23 protein-coding genes are annotated in these 22,913 nt (G+C 71.0%); 2 read left to right on the top strand and 21 right to left on the bottom strand.

From position 1 onward, the window contains the following. Window positions 1-469 precede the first annotated feature (469 nt). On the top strand, window positions 470-1,150 hold the full coding sequence (locus tag OHV05_RS23190) for a murein hydrolase activator EnvC family protein (RefSeq protein WP_405019353.1): 681 nt from the start codon (window positions 470-472) through the stop codon (window positions 1,148-1,150). On the opposite strand, the gene OHV05_RS23185 is transcribed toward OHV05_RS23190, so the two are convergent. From OHV05_RS23185 to proS, 18 genes are all read right to left on the bottom strand, one after another. Continuing rightward, complete coding sequence (locus OHV05_RS23185) at window positions 1,143-1,772, bottom strand: TetR/AcrR family transcriptional regulator (protein ID WP_403041955.1); 630 nt, start codon at window positions 1,770-1,772, stop codon at window positions 1,143-1,145. The genes OHV05_RS23190 and OHV05_RS23185 overlap by 8 nt on opposite strands. A gap of 175 nt (window positions 1,773-1,947) precedes the next feature. Continuing rightward, window positions 1,948-2,730: an RNA polymerase sigma factor WhiG gene (whiG, locus tag OHV05_RS23180; RefSeq protein WP_405019352.1), complete on the bottom strand. Its 783-nt coding sequence runs from the start codon at window positions 2,728-2,730 to the stop codon at window positions 1,948-1,950. 400 nt (window positions 2,731-3,130) lie between these two features. Next, window positions 3,131-4,315: a DNA-processing protein DprA gene (gene dprA / locus OHV05_RS23175; RefSeq protein ID WP_405021523.1), complete on the bottom strand. Its 1,185-nt coding sequence runs from the start codon at window positions 4,313-4,315 to the stop codon at window positions 3,131-3,133. A gap of 141 nt (window positions 4,316-4,456) precedes the next feature. Further along, a complete protein-coding gene (locus OHV05_RS23170) occupies window positions 4,457-6,109 on the bottom strand; it encodes a YifB family Mg chelatase-like AAA ATPase (protein WP_405019351.1) in 1,653 nt (550 codons plus the stop codon). 1 nt (window position 6,110) lies between these two features. Beyond that, window positions 6,111-6,641 carry a YraN family protein gene (locus tag OHV05_RS23165; protein WP_405019350.1) on the bottom strand — a complete coding sequence of 177 codons (531 nt, stop codon included), beginning with the start codon at window positions 6,639-6,641 and terminating at the stop codon, window positions 6,111-6,113. A gap of 196 nt (window positions 6,642-6,837) precedes the next feature. Further along, the gene (locus OHV05_RS23160) at window positions 6,838-7,164 is read right to left on the bottom strand and encodes a DUF2469 domain-containing protein (protein WP_405019349.1); all 327 of its coding nucleotides are present in this window, start codon (window positions 7,162-7,164) and stop codon (window positions 6,838-6,840) included. Then, on the bottom strand, window positions 7,161-7,697 hold the full coding sequence (locus OHV05_RS23155) for an NUDIX hydrolase (protein ID WP_405019348.1): 537 nt from the start codon (window positions 7,695-7,697) through the stop codon (window positions 7,161-7,163). Before OHV05_RS23155 ends, OHV05_RS23160 begins: the two co-directional genes overlap by 4 nt. 70 nt (window positions 7,698-7,767) lie before the next feature. Next, the gene (gene lepB, locus OHV05_RS23150) at window positions 7,768-8,511 is read right to left on the bottom strand and encodes a signal peptidase I (RefSeq protein ID WP_405019347.1); all 744 of its coding nucleotides are present in this window, start codon (window positions 8,509-8,511) and stop codon (window positions 7,768-7,770) included. Between the two features lie 153 nt (window positions 8,512-8,664). Beyond that, entirely contained in the window at window positions 8,665-9,570 is a 906-nt protein-coding gene (gene lepB / locus OHV05_RS23145) for a signal peptidase I (protein WP_405019346.1), read from the bottom strand. Window positions 9,571-9,807: 237 nt separating this feature from the next. Then, the gene (lepB, locus tag OHV05_RS23140; RefSeq protein WP_405021522.1) at window positions 9,808-10,824 is read right to left on the bottom strand and encodes a signal peptidase I; all 1,017 of its coding nucleotides are present in this window, start codon (window positions 10,822-10,824) and stop codon (window positions 9,808-9,810) included. Further along, window positions 10,808-11,596, bottom strand: a complete 789-nt coding sequence (gene lepB, locus OHV05_RS23135; protein ID WP_405019345.1) for a signal peptidase I — start codon at window positions 11,594-11,596, stop codon at window positions 10,808-10,810. Before lepB (OHV05_RS23135) ends, lepB (OHV05_RS23140) begins: the two co-directional genes overlap by 17 nt. A 245-nt stretch (window positions 11,597-11,841) precedes the next feature. After that, the gene (rplS, locus tag OHV05_RS23130; RefSeq protein WP_403041973.1) at window positions 11,842-12,192 is read right to left on the bottom strand and encodes a 50S ribosomal protein L19; all 351 of its coding nucleotides are present in this window, start codon (window positions 12,190-12,192) and stop codon (window positions 11,842-11,844) included. A gap of 153 nt (window positions 12,193-12,345) precedes the next feature. Beyond that, the gene (trmD, locus tag OHV05_RS23125) at window positions 12,346-13,164 is read right to left on the bottom strand and encodes a tRNA (guanosine(37)-N1)-methyltransferase TrmD (RefSeq protein ID WP_403041976.1); all 819 of its coding nucleotides are present in this window, start codon (window positions 13,162-13,164) and stop codon (window positions 12,346-12,348) included. A 1-nt stretch (window position 13,165) separates the two neighbouring features. Next, window positions 13,166-13,807: a ribosome maturation factor RimM gene (gene rimM, locus OHV05_RS23120; protein WP_405019344.1), complete on the bottom strand. Its 642-nt coding sequence runs from the start codon at window positions 13,805-13,807 to the stop codon at window positions 13,166-13,168. 299 nt (window positions 13,808-14,106) lie between these two features. Continuing rightward, the gene (locus tag OHV05_RS23115; RefSeq protein WP_030306741.1) at window positions 14,107-14,346 is read right to left on the bottom strand and encodes an RNA-binding protein; all 240 of its coding nucleotides are present in this window, start codon (window positions 14,344-14,346) and stop codon (window positions 14,107-14,109) included. Window positions 14,347-14,348: 2 nt separating this feature from the next. Then, window positions 14,349-14,780: a 30S ribosomal protein S16 gene (gene rpsP, locus OHV05_RS23110; RefSeq protein ID WP_057232313.1), complete on the bottom strand. Its 432-nt coding sequence runs from the start codon at window positions 14,778-14,780 to the stop codon at window positions 14,349-14,351. Window positions 14,781-15,087: 307 nt separating this feature from the next. Beyond that, window positions 15,088-15,666, bottom strand: a complete 579-nt coding sequence (locus OHV05_RS23105; protein ID WP_403041982.1) for a hypothetical protein — start codon at window positions 15,664-15,666, stop codon at window positions 15,088-15,090. A gap of 410 nt (window positions 15,667-16,076) precedes the next feature. Continuing rightward, window positions 16,077-17,489, bottom strand: a complete 1,413-nt coding sequence (gene proS / locus OHV05_RS23100) for a proline--tRNA ligase (protein WP_405019343.1) — start codon at window positions 17,487-17,489, stop codon at window positions 16,077-16,079. A 199-nt stretch (window positions 17,490-17,688) separates the two neighbouring features. On the opposite strand from proS, the gene OHV05_RS23095 reads away from it, so the two are divergent. Next, entirely contained in the window at window positions 17,689-18,498 is an 810-nt protein-coding gene (locus OHV05_RS23095) for a class I SAM-dependent methyltransferase (RefSeq protein WP_405019342.1), read from the top strand. A 128-nt stretch (window positions 18,499-18,626) separates the two neighbouring features. On the opposite strand, the gene ftsH is transcribed toward OHV05_RS23095, so the two are convergent. The 3 genes from ftsH to ffh all read right to left on the bottom strand — a co-directional run bounded on the left by ftsH (window position 18,627) and on the right by ffh (window position 22,836). Then, complete coding sequence (gene ftsH / locus OHV05_RS23090; RefSeq protein WP_405019341.1) at window positions 18,627-20,546, bottom strand: ATP-dependent zinc metalloprotease FtsH; 1,920 nt, start codon at window positions 20,544-20,546, stop codon at window positions 18,627-18,629. 87 nt (window positions 20,547-20,633) lie between these two features. Next, window positions 20,634-21,182, bottom strand: a complete 549-nt coding sequence (locus OHV05_RS23085) for a GNAT family N-acetyltransferase (RefSeq protein WP_405019340.1) — start codon at window positions 21,180-21,182, stop codon at window positions 20,634-20,636. Between the two features lie 88 nt (window positions 21,183-21,270). Next, on the bottom strand, window positions 21,271-22,836 hold the full coding sequence (gene ffh, locus OHV05_RS23080) for a signal recognition particle protein (RefSeq protein ID WP_405019339.1): 1,566 nt from the start codon (window positions 22,834-22,836) through the stop codon (window positions 21,271-21,273). Between the last annotated feature and the right edge of the window lie 77 nt (window positions 22,837-22,913).

Below are 22,913 nucleotides of genomic sequence, written 5' to 3'. Positions count from 1 at the left end.
ACGCCCCGACGTGCCGAGCCACCTGCGCCTGTGCGGTGACTTGACCGCGCCAGGCTCGGCGGACCGAGCGGCACTCGCACCGAGCGGGCCTCGGCTCCCCTTGCGGGGTGGCCTCTGCCGCCGGTGGCGGGGCGTGCGAAGTCGACCCGGGCATACCGGGTCGCGTGTGAAGTGTACGGGAAGCCCCGAGCCGGGAGCGACTCCGGCTTTTCGGGGTCGGGCGGGCGTCGTCGGTGGTGCTGGGGAGGGGGTCCGGGGGTGGGCTTCCCGGTGGGCTTCGGTGGGCTGGAGGTGGGCCGGAGGTGGGCTTCGGAGGCTTCGGCTGGCGGTTCGTCCGCTGACCGGTGGGCGGGGCGGCCTCCGGCGGATTCACCCCTGTGAGGGAATGCCGATGTCCCCAGGGCCGGGTTGTCCACAGGGTGGGTGGGGGTGCTGGTCGCTGACGGCGGCGGTCGGGAGCCTGCTCGGCATGGGCACTCCTCTCTTCCGTCCGCTCGCTCCGCTGCCACTGGCCGTCACCGCTCCGGGCGCGGGCCCGCTGCCGCAACCTCCGCATCCGCCGGACCGGCGGATGGTGGTGCTGCTGGTCGCGCTGCTCACCGCGCTGCTGTTCGTCGGGCTGCCGCCGCGTCCGGCGTCGGGGGTGGCCGAGGTGGTGGGGGCGGGGGTGGCCGGGGCTCCGGCGGTGGGGCCGGGGCCCGGGCGGGCCTGGCCGGTGGGCGGGCCGGGCGGTCTGCTCCAGCGGTTCGACCCGCCGCCGGTGCGGTGGGCGGCGGGTCACCGGGGTGTCGACCTGGCGGCCTCGGTGGGAGCGACGGTCCGGGCCGCCGCGCCCGGGGTGGTCTCGTTCTCCGGGATGGTCGCGGGCCGGCCGGTGGTGACGGTGACTCACCCCGCCTCGGGAAGCCCTCCGTTGCGCACCACCTATCTGCCCGTCACCGGCAGCGTGCCGGTCGGCACGGCCGTCGCGGGCGGCGAACCGATCGGTGTGCTGGCGACCGGCGTCGGACACTGCGCCACGGGGTGTCTGCACTGGGGGCTGCTACGAGGCAAGCGCTACCTGGACCCGCTGGCCCTGTTGGGGACCGGCCAGGCGAGGCTGCTGCCGTTGGACGGCCAGGTGACTCAGGCTCAGGCCCGACTCAGGTAGTGGCGCCCTTCGGGGTCGTCGCGTCCGCGCCGAGTTGGTGGGCGGGGCAGAGGCCGTGCAGCACCATCGAGACGGCGGAGTCGGAGACCGAACCGCTCCCGTCCTCGCCGGCCCGCTCGACCTGGCGCACGGCCGCCTCGACCACCCCTTGGAGCAGAGCGGCTGCCACCCGGGGCTGCTCGTGCCCGATCTCCTGCAGGGCCTGGACCACGAGGTCGACCAAGGCGTGGTGCGCCGCCCTGATCCGGCCGCGCGCGGCCTCGTCGAGTTCCAGCGCCGAGATCGCGACGACGGCGCGGTGCCGAGGGTCGGCGGCCAGTACGAGCTGGCCGCGCACATAGGCCTCGACCTTGGCGTGCGGAGTGTCGCAGGCGGCCATGCCGGCCTCGATCTCCGCCGCCCAGAGCGGGAAGTCGACCGCGCACAGCTCCTCGATGACGGCCGCGCGCGAACGGAAGTACTCGTACACCGAGGAGCGCGCGAGGCCGGCCCGCGCAGCCAGCGCGGGGAAGGTCATCGCCTCCGTGCCCCCCTCGGTGAGCAGCGTGCGGGCAGCGTCGAGGAGCGCTGCGCGCTGCAGCTGACGATGCTCGGCCACGGTGGCCGCCCGGATTTTCGGCACGCCCCTACTGTACGGAGCCCGACGAAGTTCCGGGACAGCGCCATGGGAATCGCCGGGCGTGTGATGCAGCACCCCGGCGCGCTCGCCTCGCCGTACGCCCTGCTCCGGTTTCCGGGCCTCCGGGCCTCCGGCTGGATGCGTCGGCGGGGTGCCGGCGGGGTGTGCCGGCCCGGGCTCAGCAGACCTCGGAGAGCTTTGCGCGCAGCTGGATCACCGACTTGGTGTGGATCTGACTGACCCGGCTCTCGGTCACGCCGAGCACCTGGCCGATCTCGGCGAGTGTGAGGCCCTCGTAGTAGTAGAGGGTGACCACGGTCTTCTCGCGCTCCGGCAGGGTGTTGACCGCGGTGGCGAGCAACCGGCGGAGCTCCCGGTCCTCCGCGACCTCGACCGGGTTGTCCGCGCCGGTGTCCTCCAGGGTGTCCATCAGACTGAGCCGGTCGCCGCTCTCCCCGGCCGGGTGCAGCAACTCGTCCAGGGCCACCACGTTGGCGAGCGAGAGCTGACTGAAGATCGCGTGCAGCTCCTCGATCGCGATACCCATCTCGGCCGCCACCTCGGGCTCGTGCGGCGTCCGGCGCAGCCGGGCCTCGAGGGTGGCGTAGGTGCGCTCCACCGCCTTGGCCTTCTGCCGGACGGAGCGCGGGATCCAGTCCAGCGCCCGGAGCTCGTCGATGATCGCGCCGCGGATCCGGCTGATGGCGTAGGTCTCGAACTTGATCGCGCGCTCGATGTCGAACTTCTCGATCGCGTCAATCAGACCGAACACACCGGAGGAGACGAAGTCGGCCTGCTCCACGTTGGCCGGCAGACCGACTCCGACCCGGCCGGCCACATATTTGACCAGCGGCGAGTAGTGCAGGATCAGTTGCTCCCGCAGTCTGGCGTCTCCGGTCTCCTTGTACGACCGCCATAGCAGCTCCAGAGCTGATCGGTCGTCACCTGCGGGCTTTGCCATGCTTGACGCCGACGGCTTGGCGGCCCCGCCCTCGCGCCGGGCGGCCGGGGGCCGGGACGGCGCTTGGACCGGAGTCTCCTCCGTCGTACTGCGGGGTCGCACCCGACCGGCTTGCCTGGTCACACCCATCACGCCTGGCGCTCTGCTCTGCGCCTCGGCGGCGGGTCGTGCCTCGGCCCCCGGCCCTGGCCCTCCCGAGGACCGGAGGGCGCCGGTCACCCTGTGTCCGGGAATGTGTGTGGGCATACGTTGGTCTGCGCCGTTCTGCCGAGTCATGTGCTGATAGGGAAGCCACTGCGAGCGTAGCGTGACCAAGTCACTGCACAGTGCTACCGCCACTCGGTCGTCGCTCGAACCGGTGGTGCACCCGGCGTGGCGTGCCCCTCATCGAACCCCGGCGTCACTCCTTCCTGGCGCGGCCACTGCGCACCAGCCGCCAGTGCGCCCCGCATCTCTCGACGAACCCGAGCGAGCCCAACTCGTAGAGCCGCTGCAGGACTTCGTCCGGCGAGAGCCCCGCCTCCCGGGCCAGCCGGTCCACCGGCGCACCCTCCGCCGAGGCGGGGACGGCCTCCAGCACCCGGGCCACCGGCGGGGGCAGCAGGTCCCTGGGGAGTACCGGACCGGACCGGCGTGGCGCCAGGTCGTCCCCGATCGCGCCGACCAGCTCACCGATCTCCGCCGCGTCCGTCACCAGCGTCGCGCCGCCGCTGCGGATCAGCGCGTGGACCCCGGCCGACAGCTCGGAGGTCACCGGGCCGGCCACCCCCATGGTGTGGCGGTTCAGGTCGCGGGCCCGCCGGGCGGTGCTCAGCGCCCCGCTGCGCATGGCGGCCTCGACCACCACGGTGCCCCGGGTCAGTGCGGCTATCACCCGGTTACGGAGCACGAACCGGAACCTGTTCGGGTGCTCGCCCGGAGGCAGCTCGCTGAGCAGCAGACCCTGGGCGGCGATCCGGGCGATCAGCTCCGAATTCCCCGCCGGGTAGGCCACGTCCACGCCGCAGGCGAGTACGCCGAGGGTGACGCCGCCGACCGCGAGCGCACCCCGGTGCGCGGCCGCGTCGATGCCGTAGGCAGCACCTGAGACCACCACCCATCCTCGCTCGGCGAGTTGGGCCGCGAGCTCACCCGCGACGTGCGCGCCGTACGCCGTACAGGCTCGAGCGCCCACCATGGCCACCGACCGCAGGGCCAGCATCCGCAGCGATCCGGTGCCACGGATCCAGAGGCCGATCGGTCGGCCGTCACCCAGGTCGTCGAGTTGGGACGGCCACTCGATGTCGCCCGGAATGATGAACCGGCCACCGGCGGCTTCCACTCGTCCCAGGTCCGCGTCGACGTCGACCAGTGGGAGTCTGGCGCGGTAGGCGCCGAGACGGTCGGCGTCCAGGTCGAGGTGCCCGGGAACGGTGCGGCGGTGGATGGCCTCGATCAGGGTGGATGCGCCGACCTGGCCGAGCCACCGGCCGATCACCGCGTCACCGGGCTCGATCAGGCGGGTGAGCGCGGCTCGGGCACGGCGCTCGGCGTCGACGGCCGGGCGGGGCGTCGGCTCCGCCTCCGATGGCGTGGACGGGCGCATCCTCGGCGCCGCCCGAGAGTTGACGGGGGCTGTCGGGGACTGGTTGCTACGGTTCACCTGCGCCTCCACGGTGACGGCGGGTCGGACGAGTCGGACGGATCTCGTGGCCGGTGCCTCCTGCTCGGCCATCCGATAGCGCGGTCAGGGCTCACCGCCGATGTCCGCGTCCGACTCCTCGTCGGAGTGGACGGCCGGGTCCCGGACGGGCAGCCCCCGCTGCACGCCGGTGCGAAGCACCAGGGCCGTCCGGACGTCGATGCGGGTGGGTTGCTCACGCCCCGCCAGGTCGGCCACCGTCCAAGCCACCCGGAGCACCCGGTCCAGGCCACGCGCGGTCAACAGGCCGCGCTCCAGATCCCGTTCGGCGTCGGCCAGGGCGCCCGGGGCCAGTCGCCAGCGGGTACGGAGGGTGTGGCCCGGGACCTCCGCGTTGGTCCGCCAGGGTGTGTCGTCGAGCCGCTTGGCGGCTCGCTCACGGGCCGCCAGCACTCTGGCGCCCACCGCCCGGGTGCCCTCGGCCCGGCTCGCCTGTCCCATCAGCTCCGCCCTGGTCACCGGATCCACCTGGACCTGGAGGTCGACCCGGTCCAACAGGGGCCCGGAGAGCCGGCTCTGATACCGGCTCACCATGGTCGGCGTGCACTCGCAGCCCTCGCCCCGGCGGGAATGGCGTCCGCAGGGGCACGGATTGGCCGCCAGGCAGAGCTGGAAGCGGGCGGGCAGCCGCACGGAACCCGCCGAGCGCGCGATGGTCACCTCGCCCGATTCCAGGGGCTGGCGCAGGGCATCGAGGACCCGTACCGGGAACTCGGGTGCCTCGTCGAGGAACAGGATGCCCCGGTGCGCCAGCGACACCGCTCCCGGTCGGGGCAGACCGCTGCCGCCTCCGACGATCGCGGGCATCGTGGTCGAGTGGTGCGGCGCGTAGTACGGCGGACTGTCGATCAGCGGCCGGTCGGCCGGCAACAGCCCCGCGACCGAGTGAACGGCCGTCACTTCCAGGGCCTCGGCCTGGGTCAGCGGTGGGAGCAGCCCCGGAAGCCGCTCGGCCAGCATCGTCTTCCCCGCGCCGGGCGGGCCCTTCAGGAACAGGTGATGGCCACCTGCGGCCGCGATCTCCAAGGCACGGCGGGCCTGGTGCTGACCTGCCACATCGGCCAGGTCGAGTTCGGCGGCGCGTTCTGCGGAGAGCCCCCGGACTCCGGCGCCGGGGAGCACCAGCCCGGCCAGTGCCGGATCCCTGCGGCCGACACTATGGCCGACCTCCTCCTCGGGCTCCGGAGCGCCGGTGAGGATCGCGATCAGTTGGCGCAGGCTGCGGACGCCCCGCACCGAGACGTGCGGAACCAACGCGGCCTCGGGCGCCGTCTGCTCGGCGACGATGACCTGTCGATAGCCGGCGTCGGCCGCCGCCAGCACCGAGGGCAGTACGCCCCGGACCGGCCGGACCCTGCCGTCAAGACCCAGCTCCCCGATGATCAACAGGTCCGCGATCGCGGCCGGATCGAGCCGCTCGGCTGCCGCCAGGACGGCACAGGCGACGGCGAGGTCGAAGCCGCTGCCGCTCTTGGGGACCGAAGCCGGACTCAGACCGACCGTCAGCTTCCGCTGAGGCCAGGGCTCTCCGCTGTTGACGACAGCGGCCCGGACGCGGTCCTTGGCCTCGGACAGTGCCTTGTCCGGAAGGCCGACCAGGGCAAAGGTCGCGAGGCCGGGCTCAAGATCGGCCTGCACCTCCACCACAACTCCGTCCACCCCGACCAGGGCGACCGAGCAGGTACGGGCGAATGCCATCTCAGACCGCCCCGCGCAGGTGTTCCACCAGGGCAGCGCCCTTGAGGCGGTTGACCACGGCGACCAGGTCGATCCGCACGCCGCCGGGCGGCAGGGGTGCCGGGAGGACCGGCGGGACCGGCTCAGCGGCCTGTTTGCCCCCTCGGCTGCCCTTGCCCGAACGGGCCTTCTTCGGGCCGGCCTCGGCGGCCTGCTCCGGCGGCATCGGCACGGGAAGCCCAGCCGACGACTGGATCGAGTCGGCGAGGCGAGCGAAGTGCTCGGGCCAACGCTCACCGAGCCAGCGTTCGGCGAGCTGGCGCAGTCGAACGGCCTTGGTCTGGTCGATGCCCTCGCTCGGCTGCTGGAACCCCCGCTCGGAGCGGGTCTTCACCTCGCAGACGGCGATCGTGTCCCCGTCCAGCGCGATGATGTCCAGCTCTCCTTCGGCGCAACGCCAGTTGCGCTCCAGGATTCGCAGCCCGCCCTCGGTGAGCCAGCGGGCCGCGACTTCTTCGCCGTAGCGGCCGAGACCGTTGTTGGAACTCTGCACGGCAATCACCTCCGTGCCAGGAGGCTGTCGTATCAGTCCGAAAACGGGCCAGAGTTCATGATTTCTGTGGATAACTCAGGGGTTGTGGAAAACCGAATCACCCCTGAGGGAGGTTTTTTCGGTGACCTCTGGACATCGCGGCACCAGCTGGTAGAGCGTCTCCCCGCAAGGCCGACCTCGTCGCCGTCCCGCAGGCTCAGCCGCCGAAGGAGGCGTCGTCCGAGGGCAGCTCCAGATCGCTCTTGGCCAGTTCCTCGATGTTGACGTCCTTGAAGGTCAGCACCCGCACCTTGCGGACGAACCGGGCCGGCCGGTACATGTCCCAGACCCACGCATCCGCCATCGACACCTCGAAGAAGACCTCACCCTGCACCGAGTGCACCTGGAGCTCGTAGTCGTTCGTGAGGTAGAAACGCCGCTCGGTCTCGATCACGTATTTGAACAGGCCGACGACATCCCGGTACTCCCGATAGAGCTTGAGCTCCATCTCGGTCTCGTACTTCTCGAGGTCTTCGGCACTCATCCAGGTGTCCCCTCAACTCGATACGTCCACCCCATTGTGGACCACCCGGCCCTTCCGCAGAGCCGTACCGGTCGGACTGGCGGGCCGTCCGTCAGCAACCGCTCGACCAGGTCGGCCAGCTCGACCGGGTAGACCGTCTCCTCGGTCGCCCGGAGCTCCGCCACCGTCCACCACCGTGCCGTCAGCAGCTGGGCGTGCTCCTCGGCCGCTGCGGCTGCCGGCACGCTCAGCCCGGTCTCACGCGTACGAGCCAGATGGAACCACTGGTCCTGCTCGTACTGCCGTTCCAGATAGGAGAAGGACACCGTGTCGTACGCCACCACCGGCCCGAGCTCCACCCCGGTCAGGCCGGTCTCCTCGGCCAGCTCACGCAACGCGGCAGCCCGCAGTTCCTCGCCCGGTTCCACTCCACCACCGGGAGTGAACCACCAGAACACACCCGGCACCGCCGGATCAGTGCCCCGGAAGAGCAGCAACCGGTCCACATCGTCCAACAGCAGGACCCGTGCCGCCCGGCGCCGCTCCGCCGCCATCGCCGACTCCTCCGCTCAGCCGCCCGGGCCACCTCGATGTTCCTGCTGCGCCTGCTGTCGCTGTTGCGGGTCAGGCCCGGCGAAACCGTCGCACCAGCGAGGCAAGTCCACCCGCCAGCGAGGCCAACACGATCATCGCCGCACCGGCCACCATCGCGAGCGCGGCGGGCCCCAGCGGCCCGGGCTTGGCGGCCGACGGGCCGGCCAGCCCGTCGAAGGCCACCGTACGCTCGCTCACCCCGGCCCGGTCGGCAGGCCAAGCCGTCCCCTCGACCCGGCCGAGCACCTCGTCGGTCGCCACCGTGCCGCCCGCCAGGTCGAGGTGGCTCCGGGAGTCGAGCGAGGAATCCCGGTTGTCCCCCATCAGGAAGAGCCGCCCCGGCGGCACGACGGTGCTGAACAGCTTGTCGTCGAGTTGCTGCTTTGCCAGGTACAGCTCGTCGATCGGGTGGTCGTTCACCGTCAGCCGGTGCTGCGCGTCGCAGCACACCACGGTGTCGCCGCCGACCGCGACCACTCGCTTGACCATCGGGACATTGCCCCAGAGCTGGTCCTGGAAGACCACGATGTCCCCTCGGCCCACCGACTCTCCACCGACCGACCGGGCCAGCACCGTGTCGCCCATGGTGAGGGCCGGAGTCATCGACTGGGTCGGGATCCGGTAGGGGCGATACTGCACCGCAAGCACGCCGAACGCACCGACCAGGAGCACGAAGCCGAGCCCGATCACCAGCCCCTGGACCAGCGACCCGGCGCTTCGCCGGGCCTTCGCCGGGCGCGGCGGGGCAGCCATCGGGGTCTTCACGTCGCTCATCGCCGCCACCTCCAGGTCGACCCGCAACCCACACGGGTGGGCCACGGCGGGTCCGGGAAAGCCGGCGGGCCGTGGCACGTGCGAGCAGATTACTCGCCAGTACCACGGCCCGCGCAAGACCCTGCTCCACCTCGAGGGGAGCAGCCCGAGAGGTCAGCGGCGGTATCGCCGCAGCCACCAGACCGCAGGCAGTGCGATCGCCGCACCGGCCGCGGGCGGCGCGTAGGGCAGTGCAGCGGCCGCGAGCCCCTTCTGGTCGAAGGTGTCAGGCACCGGGAGCGTCGCCCAGTTGCCGATCGGCCAGGCCACCACGAAGGCCCGTCCCACCACGTTGTCCACGGGGACGGTGCCGCCACCGGGCTGGTCCTGGTGGAACCGCGAGTCGAGCGAGTCGGCCCGGTGGTCGCCCATCACCCAGATCCGGTTGTCCGGCACCTGGACCGGCCCGAACGGCTTGTCACCGCACGGGGTGTTGCCGGGGAAGATGTAGGGCTCGTCGAGCGCGATCCCGTTCACCTTGACCGGCCCGGTGCCCTGGCATTCGACCGTGTCCCCGCCGACCGCGATGACCCGCTTGATCAGGTCCTTCTCGTTCGCCGAAGGCATCAGCCCGACAAAGCTGAGTACGTCCTGCACACCACGGACAAAGGCGTTGTCGCTCTGCTGGGCCGGCTCGTCGCTCAGCCAGCCGCCCGGGTCGTGGAAGACCACGACCTCGCCGCGCTCCGGCTCGGCGCCGAACCACGGTGTCAGCTTGTCGACCAGCACCCGGTCGCCGATCTGCAGGGTGTTCTGCATCGACCCGGAGGGGATGGAGAACGCCTGGACGAAGAAGGTCTTGATCACCAGAGCCAGAATCAACGCGATTCCGACCAGGATCGGAAGTTCCTTCCAGAAGGAACGCTGCTTCGGCTGCTTCTTCTTGGAGCTCCCTGCCTCGTCGCCGGCCGGGGCAGCCGACGCGGTCTCCGCGGACCGGTCGGAGCCGTCCAACTGCTCAGCGCCTTCGCCCTCGGGCTCAGGGCCCCCGGAACGGGCACCGATCACCAGATCCCCCACAACATCTCCTCCCTGCTGTGCGGACGCCCGCGCGTCCGCGCTCACAGTGCCGCACAGCGGGCACCACGTTCTGTGACCGGCCGTCAGGCCGCGTCAGCTCCGCCCGTCACAGGGCGATCCGACATCGGCACACCAGCACAGCCGCCGGAGGCGATCGGACCGTACACCGAGCACTCCAGCACTTCTCTACCACTCCAGGCCAAGACGCCCGTGCTCCCACACGGCAGGACGGACGAATCAGCCGACGGGCGGCGCGCGACGCACCCGCGCGCGCCTGGGCCGCACGAGGAGCGGGGTGACGCCCAACACACCCATAACGAGCGGAGGTTCCGCAAGATCCGGTTGAGTTCGAGGCAATTTAGCCCGATCAGGCTCGCTCGGGTACCGACTCGCTCCGGGAACGCTACGCCCGAACGCCTCGGTCCGCACGGGAAGCGCCGACAGGGAGGCGGGAACACCGAGTTGGCCCATCCGCTGAACCGGCCAGGCGATCACGAAGGCCCGGCCGATCACGTTGTCGATCGGGAAGGTGCCCTGGCCGGCCTCGTTCAGGTGGTAGCGGGAGTCTGCGGAGAGATCCCGGTGATCCCCCATCACCCACAACCGCCCTGCCGGGACAGTGATTTTGAACGGCTGCTTCGACGGTACGTTCCCCGCTGCGAGGTAAGACTCGTCCACCGGTGTGCCGTTGACGATCAGTCGGCCACTGGCGTCACAGCATTCGACGGTGTCACCGGGCACGCCGATCACACGCTTGATCAGGTCCTGCTCGTCGTCCGACGGCAACAACCCGACGTAGGAGAGTGCCTGCTTGGCCCCGCGCAGCGCGAAGTTCTCCTGCTCCGGCTGGTGAGCGGGCTCGAGCCAGCCGCCCGGGTCCTTGAAGACCACGATCTCGCCCCGGCTCGGCAGGTTGCCGAACCACGGTGTCATCTTGTCGACGAGTACCCGGTCGCCGATCAGGATGGTCTGCTCCATCGAGCCCGAGGGAATCACGAAGACCTGGACCGCGAAAGTCTTGAGCCCCAGGGCGATCAGCAGCGCGGCCACGGCGATCAGCGGTATCTCGCGCAGCAGCGACCGGCGCCTGCTCCGAGCGGCCCGACGAGCGGACCTGCGGCGCGCCGCGCGGCCGCGCGTGGACGAAGCCGTCGCGCCTGGCCCCGCCGCTGCGACCGGTGCTGTCTGGAGGGCGGATCGGCCATCGACCGCCACCTGGGCGGTGGCGGTCCTGACCCTACTTCTGGCCCCCATGGCCACCCGTCCCCTCCACGGCAGCGAAGCTCGCGGGCCGGTCCAACGACGTCCAGCGACCGATCGGGAAGACGATCCAGTCGGCTCGACCGATCACCCGCTTCTCGGGGACGAACCCACCGCCCGGCTCCCCCAGATGATCGCGCGAGTCCCGGGAGTCGCTCCGGTGATCCCCCATCACCCAGAGCTTCCCAGCCGGGACCACCACGTCGAACCGCACCGACGAGGGAGCATCACCGGGATAGAGGTAGGCCGACTCGTCCAACGGCACCCCGTTGACCCTGAGCCGCCCGTCCGCCTCACAGCACGTCACCCGGTCACCCCCGACGCCGACCACACGCTTCACGTACACGGAACCGTTCCCGGAGCCCAGCCCCACGGCTGACAGGAAGCGTCGCACAGCCGGCGTCTCCTCCGCGTAAGGCAGGAAGGAGCCCGTTCCGTCGAAGACCACGACGTCGCCCCGGCGGACGTGACCGCCGAACGAGTAGGCCAGCTCGTTCACCACCAGCCGGTCTCCCGGCCGCAGCGTGTTCTCCATCGAGGCGGACGGCACCGCGAACGGCCGGGCGACGAACGCGTTGACCAACATCAGCGTCAGGACGCAGACCGCGACGATCCGCAGGAGGTCACGTGCCGACCACCGTCTCGGAAGCTCGGAGTCGCTCTCGTCAGCCTCCGCGGCTTCGCCGGCCCCCTCGGCGACCGGCCCTGGGCTGCCGAGCTCAGCAGACGCCGCACCATCACCGTCTGGAGCCACGCCGCTGCCCACCCCCGCACCCACGCCCGCGGCCCCGACGCCAGCTCCCGGAGCCACATCCGCGCCGGTGTGCACCCCACCAACACCCGGACCGGAAACGGCCGCGGACCGCGACGGCGAGTCCGCACCCGGAGGTGCGGCACTGCCGTCGCGGTCCGCGACTGGTTCTTGCGTGCTCATCGGGGCAGAGCCTATCCCGAAGGGACTCCACCCAACCCGAGCGTACTGAACCCCTGGCCGGAGCCGGGGTCAGCGGATCAGCGGTCGCGCTTCTCCTTGATCTTCGCGGCCTTGCCGCGGAGGTCACGCAGGTAGTACAGCTTGGCGCGGCGAACCGCACCGCGGGTCACGACCTCGATCTTCTCGACGACCGGGGTGTGCACCGGGAAGGTGCGCTCCACGCCGACGTTGAACGACACCTTGCGAACGGTGAAGGTCTCACCGATGCCGGCGCCGTGGCGACGGATGACGACGCCCTGGAAGACCTGGACACGGGAGCGGGTGCCCTCGATGACCCGGACGTGGACCTTCAGGGTGTCACCGGCGCGGAAGGCCGGGATGTCGTCGCGCAGCGAAGCCACGTCGACAGCAGCGAGCTTGTTGCTCATGTTGCTCTCCATCGCAGGCGCCACGGGCCGCCCACGGAAGTTCGTCACAATGGGGTGTGTTGCGGGCCGCTTCGGTTCGCGATGGTCCCCCCGTGGCGGGGGCAACGCTCCACCGACCTCCACGAGGGAAGCCCGACGGCAGACAACAGTCGCCTATTCTTCCACAGCTTCCGCCAGAGACCGAAATCGGCCGAGCTCCTGGTCCCAGGCGAGCCCCAGGATGCTGAGCGCCTCGCGCTCCTTCTTGTCGAAGGCACCGAGCTCCCAGCGCTCGACCAGATCCGGCCGGTTCGCCAAGGTCCGGGCGAACGCCTGCTCCCGCCGCCAACGGGCGATCTTGCCGTGGTGCCCGCTCAGCAGCACGTCCGGCACCTCGCGCCCACGCCACTCGGCCGGCTTGGTGTAGACGGGCCCCTCCAGCAGGTCCGCCATGGCGCCCGGGGCGAAGGAGTCGTCCCGGTGCGACTCGGCATTGCCGAGCACCCCGGGCAGCAGCCGGGCGATCGCCTCGACCATCACCAGTACCGCGACCTCACCACCCGCCAGCACGTAGTCACCGATCGAGGCCTCGACCACCGGCATCCGGGTGGCGGCCTCCTCGATCACCCGACGGTCGATGCCCTCGTACCGGGCCGGCGCGAACGCCAGCCACGGCCGCCCGGCGAGCTCCTGGGCCAGCTCCTGCGTGAACGGCCGTCCGCTCGGCGTCGGCACCACCAGGGTCGGGACCTCGCCCTCCGGCCCCTCGGCGAGCACCGCGTCCAGCGCCGCGCCCCACGGCTCCGGCTTCATCACCATGCCGGGCCCCCCGCCGTACGGGGTGTCGTCGACCGTGCGGTGAATGTCCGTGGTCCACGAGCGCAGGTCGTGCAGGTGCACGTCGAGCTGACCGCGGGCCCGGGCCTTGCCGACCAGCGAGACGTTCAGCGGCTCCAGGTACTCCGGGAAGATCGTGACGACGTCGATCCGCATCTCACTCACCCCGCGCACCACTGTCGCCCGCGCCCTCGAAACCGTCGCCCACGGAACCGTCTTCCTCGGAACCCTCCTCCTCGGACGCTTCCTCCGCCCCGGAGGCATCGTCCGAACGGACCACCACCGCCTCCGCCGGGTCGATCAGCCCGGGCGGCGGGTCGATGACGGCCCGCTGGTTCTCCAGGTCGATGGTCGGCACGATCCGGGTGACGAACGGCACCAGCACCTCGGTCCCGTCCGGCCGGGTGACGGTCAGCAGGTCCTGGTACGGCAGGTGGACGACCTCGCTCAGCTCGCCGACCAGCGTCCCGTCGAGCAGCACCACGTCCAGCCCGATCAGCTGGTGGTCGTAGAACTCCTCGGGATCCTCCGGCCGGTCCTCCGGGTCGATCTCCGCGATCAGCATGGTGCCGCGCAGCGCCTCGGCGGCATTGCGGTCGTTCACCCCCGCGAAGCGCAGCAGCAGTCGGCCGCTGTGCACCTTGCCCGACTCGATGGTCAGCGGGCCGACCGTGGCCGGGTCGGTGGACAGGACCGCGCCGGGCCCGAGCCGCAGCTCGGGCTCGTCGGTACGGACCTCGACGCTGACGTCCCCCCTGATGCCGTGGGCACGGCCGATCTTGCCGACGACGAGCTGCACGGTGATCGTTCTCCTGAATCTGTACCGGCGATCCGCTGGGTCCGGTGGGCCTGAGGACGGAGTGCCGAATGACGGTGAGCCGAAAAGCAGTGGCTGGTGGGAAAGCTGAGCCGGACGGGACGACGAACCGCAGGCAACGCCCCGGCGAACCCAAGGAAACCCACAGAACCGCAGAACCGCAGATCCCACAGAACCGCAGTCCCGCAGAACCCGCGTCCCCCGGGCCGACCCGGAAATGCAGAAGGACCGGCCAGGACGCCATGCGTCCCGGCCGGTCCCACAAACCTGACGGTCGAGCGTCAGCGAATGCTGTCCACGTCGACCAGGTCGACCCGGACGTTGCGACCGCCGAGGGCGCCGACCACGGTGCGCAGCGCGCGGGCCGTGCGGCCGCCCCGGCCGATCACCTTGCCGAGGTCATCGGGGTGCACGCGCACCTCGATGGTGTTGCCCCGACGCAGGTTGCGCGAACGCACCTGCACCTCGTCGGGGTGCTCGACGATGCCCTTGACCAAGTGGTCGAGGGCGTCCTCGATCACGCTCAGGCCTCGGTGGAAGCGGCGTCGGCCTCAGCCTCGGCCTTGTCCGCCTTCTTGGCCTTCGGGGTGATGGCAACACCGGTGGTGCTGTCCTCGAAGCCGGCGACGGCCTTCGCGAAGAGGTGCGAGAAGTCCTCGACCTTGGGCTCGGCCACCAGCAGCGGGGCCGGGGCGGGCAGGCCCTTGAACTTCTGCCAGTCGCCGGTGAGCTTCAGGATGGCGAGGACGGGCTCGGTCGGCTGGGCGCCGACGGACAGCCAGTACTGCGCGCGGTCGGTGTCGACCTCGATCTTCGAGGGGTTGTAGGTCGGCTGGTAGATGCCGATCTCCTCGATGGCGCGACCGTCACGCTTGGTGCGCGAGTCCGCGACGACGATGCGGTAGTGCGGAGCGCGAATCTTGCCGAGACGCTTGAGCTTGATCTTGACTGCCACGGGAGTGGGTTCTCCTGGTGTTGACGTGGGTGAACAGCCGCTGCCACCGCGTGGGGTTGCGAGGGCGGCCGTTCAAGGGACACGCCAGCCGTAGGAGAGAGGGGTCCTGCTCGGCTGCCGAGTACTCAGCTGTCCATTCTGCCACACCGCGCCGGTCGGCCCGACCGAGGGCCCCCGCCCCCGGTTGAGCCGAGTCTCAGCACTACAGGTGTTGCAGAACGTGCGACACAGCCCGCTGGCAACGGACGGCAGGAACAGAACGGGACACTGACACGAACACCGAAGGGAACGCGGGACGGACCTGGGGTCACGCGATCCGGAACGGCTGCTGGCAGGCACCGCAGACGATCGACGCCTGGGCCAGCACCGACGGCACCACCCGGACGTTGCGGCCGCAGCCGCAGATCGCCTTGACCCGGACCCCGCCACCGGAGGAGCCGTGCCGGGCCGCCGGGCCGCGGAACGCGCGGTGCCCACCCTCGCCGTTGACGGCGAGCTGGTGTGCGCCGAGCGCGCGGTCGAGCCGCTCGATCGTTCCCGAGTACCGCTCCTGAGTCTCCGTCAGCATGGTCACCTGGGAGAAGCCGCTACTGGCGTGCGGTTCGACCGGGTGGGCAAGCCCGAGCTCGGAGGCGAGCAGCAGGAAGCGCCGGTTGTGGTAGCGCCCCGCCCGTGAGGTGTCACGGATGTCGCGGGCCGCGGCCAGGCCGTGGGCGGCTTCGTGCAGCAGTCGCTCGAAGCCGAGCTGGCTGCCGCAGGCGGAGGAGGACTCGCCGATCAGGGCCTCTGGCGAGGCGAGGTCGGGGAGGTCCTGGTGGTGGGCCTGGATGTCACTCCAGGCGGCGGCCAGTTCGGCCGCGAGGACGAGAGGCTGTGTCGTGCTCACGCTAGACCAACGATGCAGTGAGCGCCGATGTTCCGCGAGTTCCCGTTCTCCGGAAATTCCCAGCGAACTCCCAGGAATGCGCTGTCGCGCGTGAATTGCGCTGCCCGTATCTGACGCAAGACCAACCCCCTGCAACTTTGGGCCCGGCGAACCTCGCCAGGCTCTCGGCTATCGCCTCGGGGGACGGTTGCCCCCCTATGGCGAACGGCCCGTGGCGGTGTCGAAATTGACAGGGCCACGGGCCGTACACCGTACCGCTAGTTCAGCACGACCGGGAGTTGACCGGTCAGTAGTCTCACCAGACAGTCAGTCAGCGGTACAACAATCACACCGCATTAGTCGTACCCGATGACGCACAAAGACCGGACCGATCGCAATCGGTAAGCAAAGAGCCCGATTCATACGTCCGATCAGTAGGCGCGCGCCACGATCGCGACGTTGCCTTCCTGATCGTCCGTCAGCGGCACCGAACCGTCGGCGGCGACGATGCAACGGACCGACACGCCCTGCTCGGCCAGCTTGGCCTCGCCGGCCGGGCCGAGCTCGGCCCAGGAGATCCGGCCCCAGCCGGTGGCGGCGGCCTCGACGGCCTCCTCCAGGTTCGCGACCTCGACGGTGCGGGAGATCCGGCGCTCGCGGGACTGACGGAGCAGCAGCTCCTGGTCCTCCTCGAGGATGCCGGGCAGCAGCGCGGCCAGGCCGTCGATCGAGACCGGCTCCTTGCCACCGGGAATCCGGCGGGCCAGCATCGCGGTGCCGTTCTCCAGGTCGCGCGGACCGACCTCGATCCGCAGCGGGACGCCCTTGAGCTCCCAGTCCACGGCGCGGCGGCCGAACGGGGTGTCGGTCTTGTCGTCGACCACGACCCGGATGCCGGCCGCCTCCAGCTGGGCACCGATCTCGCGGACCTTGGCCAGCACCGCGTCGTCGCCCTTGATGGCGAGCACCACGGCCTGCACGGCGGCCAGTCGCGGCGGCACCCGCAGACCGTTGTCGTCGCCGTGCGACATGATCAGGCCGCCGACCATCCGGGTGGAGACGCCCCAGGAGGTCTGCCAGACGTACTCGCGCTCGGCGCCCTGTAGCTGGTACGTGGTGTTGAACGCCTTGGCGAAGTTCTGGCCCAGCTCGTGGCTGGTGCCCATCTGCAGCGCCTTGCCGTCACCCATCATGCCTTCGAGGGTGAGGGTGTTGATGGCGCCCGCGAAGCGCTCCTTCGCGGTCTTCCGGCCGAGCACCACGTCGATGCCGAGCACGTTGGTCATGAAGTCGCCGTACACGGCGGTGTGGATCATCGAGGCGTACGCCCGGGCGTCCTCGTAGGTGGCGTGGGCCGTGTGGCCCTCCTGCCAGAGGAACTCGGTGGTGCGGAGGAAGATCCGGGGGCGCAGCTCCCAGCGGACCACGTTGGCCCACTGGTTGATCAGCAGGGGCAGGTCGCGGTGGCTCTGCACCCACTTGGAGAAGTACTCGTTGATGATCGTCTCGGAGGTCGGCCGGACCACGACCGGCTCGTCGAGCTCCTTGCCGCCGCCGTGGGTGACCACGGCGAGTTCGGGGGCGAAACCCTCGACGTGCTCCGCCTCCTTGGTCAGGTAGGACTGCGGGATGAACATCGGGAAGTAGGCGTTCTGCGCGCCCGCCTTCTTGATGCGCGCGTCCATCTCCTGCTGCATCCGCTCCCACAGGCCGTAGCCGTACGGTCGGATGACCATGGTGCCGCGCACCGGACCGTTGTCGGCCAGCTCGGCCTTGTTGATGAGGTCCTGGTACCAGCGCGGGAAGTCGTCCGCCTGAGGAGTGAGAACGGGTGCCTTAGCCATGGGGCAGATCGTACGGGGCCGAAGGCCCTGACTGTGAATCGGATTCGGTGGGGGAGCACCGGGGGCGCACCCACCCGGCGCGCGGACACCACCCGGTACACCTCTGGACGCCGGAGCCCGGGGGCTGTTCGCTGGTCTCGGGGCGGGGCTTCGGGGGGCACATTGGCAACGAGCACCCAAGGACCGGATGGAGGCCGCGATGGCTTCGGCGCAGGTGACCGGCACGATCTCGGAACGATCCCGCACACCCACGTGCACCGGCCCGCACAGTCGGGCCAGGGACTGGGCGGAGATCCAGGAGCGGATGCTCGTCCCGCTCTACCAGGCCGTCCACGAGCGGTTGGAGGTCGGCCCGGCGACCTCCGTACTGGGCCTCGGCTGCCGGTCGGGGCTGGCACTGCTGCTGGCCGCCGAACGCGGTGCCCAGGTGTCCGGGCTGGAGTCCGACACCGAGCTGCGGGAGCTGGCGCAGGGCCGCCGGCTCCAGGTGCAGGAGGCTCCCCGAACGGCGGAGTCCGTCGCCCACTCGGCCCACTCCCTGGTCACGGTTTTCGAGCAGCTACAGACCGCCCCCTCCCCCACCCGGCTGGTGGCCGCCGCCGCCCGGCGGACCCTGACGGGCGGTCATCTGGTGCTGGCCTCCTGGGGGCCGCCCGAGCGGTGCGAGAGCGCCGCCGTGCTGGAGGTCGCCCAGCGGCAGGCGGGGCGCACGCCGGGCCGCGACCCGTTCGCGCTCGGCGCGCCCGGGCGGCTGGAGGAGCTGCTCTGCTCCGCCGGTCTGCGGCCGGCCGGTGGCGGGCGGGTGAGCTGCCCGTTCGCCTATGCCGATCTGGACAGCGCGGTCCGCGGGATGCTCTCCACCGGGCTGTTCGACCCGGCGCTGGCGGCGGCCGGTCCGGCCCTGGTGGTGAAGGAGCTGGAGGAGGCGCTGCACCCGTTCGTCCGTCCGGACGCCTCCGTCCGGATGGTCAACGTGTTCCGCTACGTGGTCGGTGAACGGGTGAACTGAGCGCGCCCGACGCCGAAGGGGCGCGCCCGGCGGTCGGCGCGCCCCACGGTCCGTCAGGCCGGGCCAGGTCCGGCCGGGCCGGGTCAGGCCAGGTCGGGTCAGGCCAGGTCGGGTCAGGCCAGGTCGGGTCAGGCCAGGTCGAGCACCTTCCGGTCGACCCCCGCCGCCCGGTAGGCCGCCTCCTCGTCCAGCGTCTCCGCCTCCAGCAGCGCGGCGGCCAGCTCGTCCAGCTGCGGCCGGTGCTCCGTCAGCAGCCGGACGGCGTCGTCGTAGCACTCGGCGACGATCCGCCGGGCCTCCTCGTCCACCGCGTCCAGCGTGGTCGGGGCGGCCGACAGCCCGTACGCGCCCTGGGTGTCGTTGGGTACGGCGGTGAGCCGGCCGACCCGTTCGCTCATGCCCCAGCGGCCGGCCATGCCGCGGGCGATGTTGGTGACCTGCTCCAGGTCGCTCTCCGCGCCGGTGGTGATCACGCCGTAGACCACCTGCTCGGCGGCCATCCCGCCCAGCGCGCCGATGATCCGGCCGCGCAGGTAGGGCTCGGTGTAGGAGTACCGGTCGGTGTCGGGGGTGGAGAGCGTGACGCCGAGGGCCCGGCCGCGCGGCACGATGGTGATCTTGCGGACCGGGTCGGCGCCCGGCTGCAGCATGCCCAGCAGCGCGTGCCCGCTCTCGTGGTAGGCGGTCCGCTCGCGCTCCTCCTGCGGCATCACCAGTGGGCGGACAGCCCCCAGTTGGACCTTCTCCAGGGCGTCCGAGAGGTCGGCCGGCTCGACCGCGTCCTGCTTGCGCTTGACCGCCAGCAGGGCGGCCTCGTTGACCAGGTTGGCCAGGTCGGCGCCGGTCATCCCGGGGGTGACCTTGGCGACCTGGCGCAGGTCCACCGCCGGGGTGAGCGGCACGGACCGGCTGTGGATCGCCAGGATGGCGGCCCGGCCTTCCCGGTCCGGCGGGCTGACGGTGATCCGGCGGTCGAAGCGGCCCGGGCGCAGCAGCGCCTGGTCGAGCACCTCGGCCCGGTTGGTGGCCGCGATCACGATCACGCCCTCGGAGCCGGAGAAGCCGTCCATCTCGGTGAGGATCTGATTGAGCGTCTGCTCCCGCTCGTCGTGCCCGCCCATCCCGCCGCCGCCCCCGCGCTGGCGGCCGATGGTGTCGATCTCGTCGATGAAGATGATCGCGGGCGCCACCTTCCGGGCCTCGGCGAAGAGTTCGCGGACCCGGCTGGCGCCGACGCCGACGATCATCTCGATGAACTCGGAGGCCGAGGCGGAGAAGAACGGCACGTTCGCCTCGCCCGCCACGGCGCGGGCCAGCAGCGTCTTGCCGGTGCCGGGCGGTCCGGACAGCAGCACGCCGCGCGGCATCTTGGCGCCGAGCTTCCGGTACTCCCCCGGGTTCTTCAGGAAGTCGACCACCTCGGTGAGTTCGGCCTCGACCTCGTCGATGCCGGCCACGTCGGCGAAGGTGGTGCGCTTGCCGTCCTCGGGGGTGACCGGCTTCGGCGGGGCCTTCCGGCCGAAGCCCGCCCCGCCCATCCCGCCGGCCATCTTCCGGGCCACCAGCACCCAGATCAGCACCAGCAGCAGCATCGGGGCAAGCGAGAGCAGCAGGTTGGCCAGGAAGCTGCGCTGCTGGACCACCGGCTCGGCGGTGACGGTGACGTTCTGCTGTTGGAGGGTGCTCCAGAGCTGGTCGTCGGCGAAGGCCGGGCGCTGGGTGGTGAACTCGGTGTAGTTCCCGCGGCCGCCGTCCGGTTTGGGGGCGGCGGCCTTCAGGGTGCCCTCGATCGCGTCGCCCTTGGAGTAGATCTTGGTGACGTTGCCCCTGCCGAGCTGGCTGTTGAACTCGGTGTAGGAGACCGTCGTACTGGCCCCGCCGCCGAAGTAGTTCAGCAGCGCCTCGGCGATCAGGAACACGGCCAGTGCGGTCAGCACCAGCCCGATCCAGCCGCCGGGCATCTTCCGGCGCGGCGGCGGCGGAGGTGGCGCCCCCTCGGACCGCCAGGGCTGGTCGGGGGTCTGACGAGGCGGTACGGGATTACTCACCCATCGGACAATACGGACATATGACCAGGTCGACCAAACCGCAACGCCGGTCGGCCGGGTCCGGCGGGCCGCCGCCGACCGCGCTGCTCAACGGCCCGTGGTGACCGCCGGCCACTCCTCCGCCGTCAGGGCGAACCGCTCGTGGTCGCGCCAGGCGCCGTCCAGGAACAGCATCCGGGGGGTGAAGCCCTCGTGCCGGAAGCCCAGTCGGCGGGCCAGCGCGATCGAGCGCTCGTTGGAGGGCTGGACGTTGATCTCCAGCCGGTGCAGCCCGAGCCCGCCGGCGGTCTGCGGCCCGAAGCAGCGGTCCACCACCAGGCGCATGCCCTCGGTCATCCGCCCGGTGCCCGCGTACGGCAGGTAGGAGTCGTAGCCGAGGGCGGCGTTGCAGAACCGGCCCATCACGATGTTGGCCACGTTGCACTTGCCGACCAGGTCGCCGGAGGCCAGGTCGGTGATCAGGAAGGTGCGCAGCCCGGGGCCCTGACGCTCCAGCAGTTCGGGCAGGCCGTCCGGTTCGACGGGGTTCCACCGCCCGACGTGCTCGGCGGAGCGGCGCACCGCCTCGGCGTACGGACCGGCGTCGGCTGTCATCGGGGGTCGAATCGTCACTCGCACCCCTCCATCATCGAACATGCCGGGAACAGCGCGAAGACCCGCCACCCCGAACAGCACGACGGCCCGTCACCCCGGTCGGGGTGACGGGCCGTCGGCCGTGGACCGCTCAGAGCAGGTCCTTGAACTCCTTGGGCAGCTGGAAGTCGGCCGGGCCCTTGCCCGCGCCGAGACCGAACGCGCCGCCCTCGGCGGGCGCGGCCGGGGCACCGGGGCCGAGCGCCTTGCGCTCGGCGGCGGCCGCCTCCTCCTGGGCCCGCTTCAGCGGGTTGCCGGACTTCTTCCGACCCTTGGCGGGCTGGGCCTTCTTCAGCGCCTTCTTGCCGCCGCCACCCATGCCGGGGATGCCGGGCATCCCGGGGATGCCCTTGCCGGAGGCCATCGCGGACATCATCTTGCGGGCCTCGAAGAACCGCTCGACCAGGTTGCTGACCTCGCCGACCTGGACGCCCGAACCCTTGGCGATCCGCAGTCGGCGTGAGCCGTTGATGATCTTCGGTTCGGTCCGCTCGGCGGGCGTCATCGACTTGATGATCGCGCCGACCCGGTTGACGTCCTTGTCGTCGATGTTGTTGATCTGCTCCCGGATCTGCCCCATCCCGGGCAGCATGCCGAGCAGCTTGGAGATCGAGCCCATCTTCTGGACCTGCTCCAGCTGGGACAGGAAGTCGTCCAGCGTGAAGTCCTTGCCGCCGCCCTGCAGCTTGGAGGCCATCTTCTCGGCCTCGGCCTGCGAGAAGGTCTGCTCGGCCTTCTCGATCAGCGACAGCATGTCGCCCATGCCGAGGATCCGGGAGGCCATCCGGTCCGGGTGGAAGGCGTCGAAGTCGTCGACCTTCTCGCCGTTGGAGGCGAACATGATCTGACGGCCGGTCACGTGCGCGACCGACAGCGCGGCACCACCGCGGGCGTCACCGTCCAGCTTGGACAGCACCACACCGGTGAAGTCAACGCCCTCGAGGAAGGCCTGCGCGGTGACCACCGCGTCCTGGCCGACCATCGCGTCGACCACGAACAGGACCTCGTCCGGGTCGACCGCGGCGCGGATGTCCGCGGCCTGCTGCATCAGCTCGGCGTCGATGCCCAGGCGGCCGGCGGTGTCGACGATCACCACGTCGTACTGCTTCTGCTTGGCGTACTCGATCGAGTCGCGGGCGACCTGCACCGGGTCGCCGACGCCGTTGCCCGGCTGCGGGCCGTAGAAGGCGACGCCCGCGCGCTCGGCCACCACGCCGAGCTGGGTCACCGCGTTCGGGCGCTGGAGGTCGCAGGCGACCAGCAGCGGGGTGTGCTTCTGGCTCTTCAGCCAGTGGCCGAGCTTGCCCGCCAGGGTGGTCTTGCCCGCGCCCTGCAGACCGGCCAGCATGATGACGGTCGGGCCGGTCTTGGCGTAGCGGAGGCGCCGGGTCTCGCCACCGAGGATGTTGACGAGCTCCTCGTTGACGATCTTGACGACCTGCTGGGCCGGGTTCAGCGCGCCGGTGACCTCGACGCCGAGCGCACGGTCCTTGACCTGCTTGATGAAGGCCCGGACCACCGGGAGGGCGACATCCGCCTCCAGCAGCGCGATCCGGATCTCACGGGCGGTGGCGTCGATGTCCGCCTCACTGAGGCGGCCCTTGCCCCGGAGGTTCTTGAACGTCGCTGCGAGGCGATCGGAAAGAGTGTCGAACACGTCGGTCGCGGGTCCCTTGCGGCATCGGTACGGGTACGGTCGTCGCCCCCAGGGTATCGGGCCGCTCCGGGAACGTT

Source organism: Kitasatospora sp. NBC_00070, assembly GCF_045041205.1.
Lineage (GTDB): Bacteria > Actinomycetota > Actinomycetes > Streptomycetales > Streptomycetaceae > Kitasatospora.
Note: the sequence above shows the minus strand (reverse complement) of the source record. Positions and strands in the feature narration are given on the sequence as shown.

What these genes read in the sequence shown, in the direction of transcription:
- OHV05_RS23190 (WP_405019353.1), top strand. Translation starts at nt 470, where the DNA reads ATGGGCACTCCTCTCTTCCGTCCGCTCGCTCCGCTGCCACTGGCCGTC.
- whiG (WP_405019352.1), bottom strand. Translation starts at nt 2,730, where the DNA reads ATGGCAAAGCCCGCAGGTGACGACCGATCAGCTCTGGAGCTGCTATGG.
- dprA (WP_405021523.1), bottom strand. Translation starts at nt 4,315, where the DNA reads ATGCGCCCGTCCACGCCATCGGAGGCGGAGCCGACGCCCCGCCCGGCC.
- OHV05_RS23170 (WP_405019351.1), bottom strand. Translation starts at nt 6,109, where the DNA reads ATGGCATTCGCCCGTACCTGCTCGGTCGCCCTGGTCGGGGTGGACGGA.
- OHV05_RS23160 (WP_405019349.1), bottom strand. Translation starts at nt 7,164, where the DNA reads ATGAGTGCCGAAGACCTCGAGAAGTACGAGACCGAGATGGAGCTCAAG.
- OHV05_RS23155 (WP_405019348.1), bottom strand. Translation starts at nt 7,697, where the DNA reads ATGGCGGCGGAGCGGCGCCGGGCGGCACGGGTCCTGCTGTTGGACGAT.
- lepB (WP_405019347.1), bottom strand. Translation starts at nt 8,511, where the DNA reads ATGAGCGACGTGAAGACCCCGATGGCTGCCCCGCCGCGCCCGGCGAAG.
- lepB (WP_405021522.1), bottom strand. Translation starts at nt 10,824, where the DNA reads ATGGGGGCCAGAAGTAGGGTCAGGACCGCCACCGCCCAGGTGGCGGTC.
- rplS (WP_403041973.1), bottom strand. Translation starts at nt 12,192, where the DNA reads ATGAGCAACAAGCTCGCTGCTGTCGACGTGGCTTCGCTGCGCGACGAC.
- trmD (WP_403041976.1), bottom strand. Translation starts at nt 13,164, where the DNA reads ATGCGGATCGACGTCGTCACGATCTTCCCGGAGTACCTGGAGCCGCTG.
- proS (WP_405019343.1), bottom strand. Translation starts at nt 17,489, where the DNA reads ATGGCTAAGGCACCCGTTCTCACTCCTCAGGCGGACGACTTCCCGCGC.
- OHV05_RS23095 (WP_405019342.1), top strand. Translation starts at nt 17,689, where the DNA reads ATGGCTTCGGCGCAGGTGACCGGCACGATCTCGGAACGATCCCGCACA.
- OHV05_RS23085 (WP_405019340.1), bottom strand. Translation starts at nt 21,182, where the DNA reads ATGTTCGATGATGGAGGGGTGCGAGTGACGATTCGACCCCCGATGACA.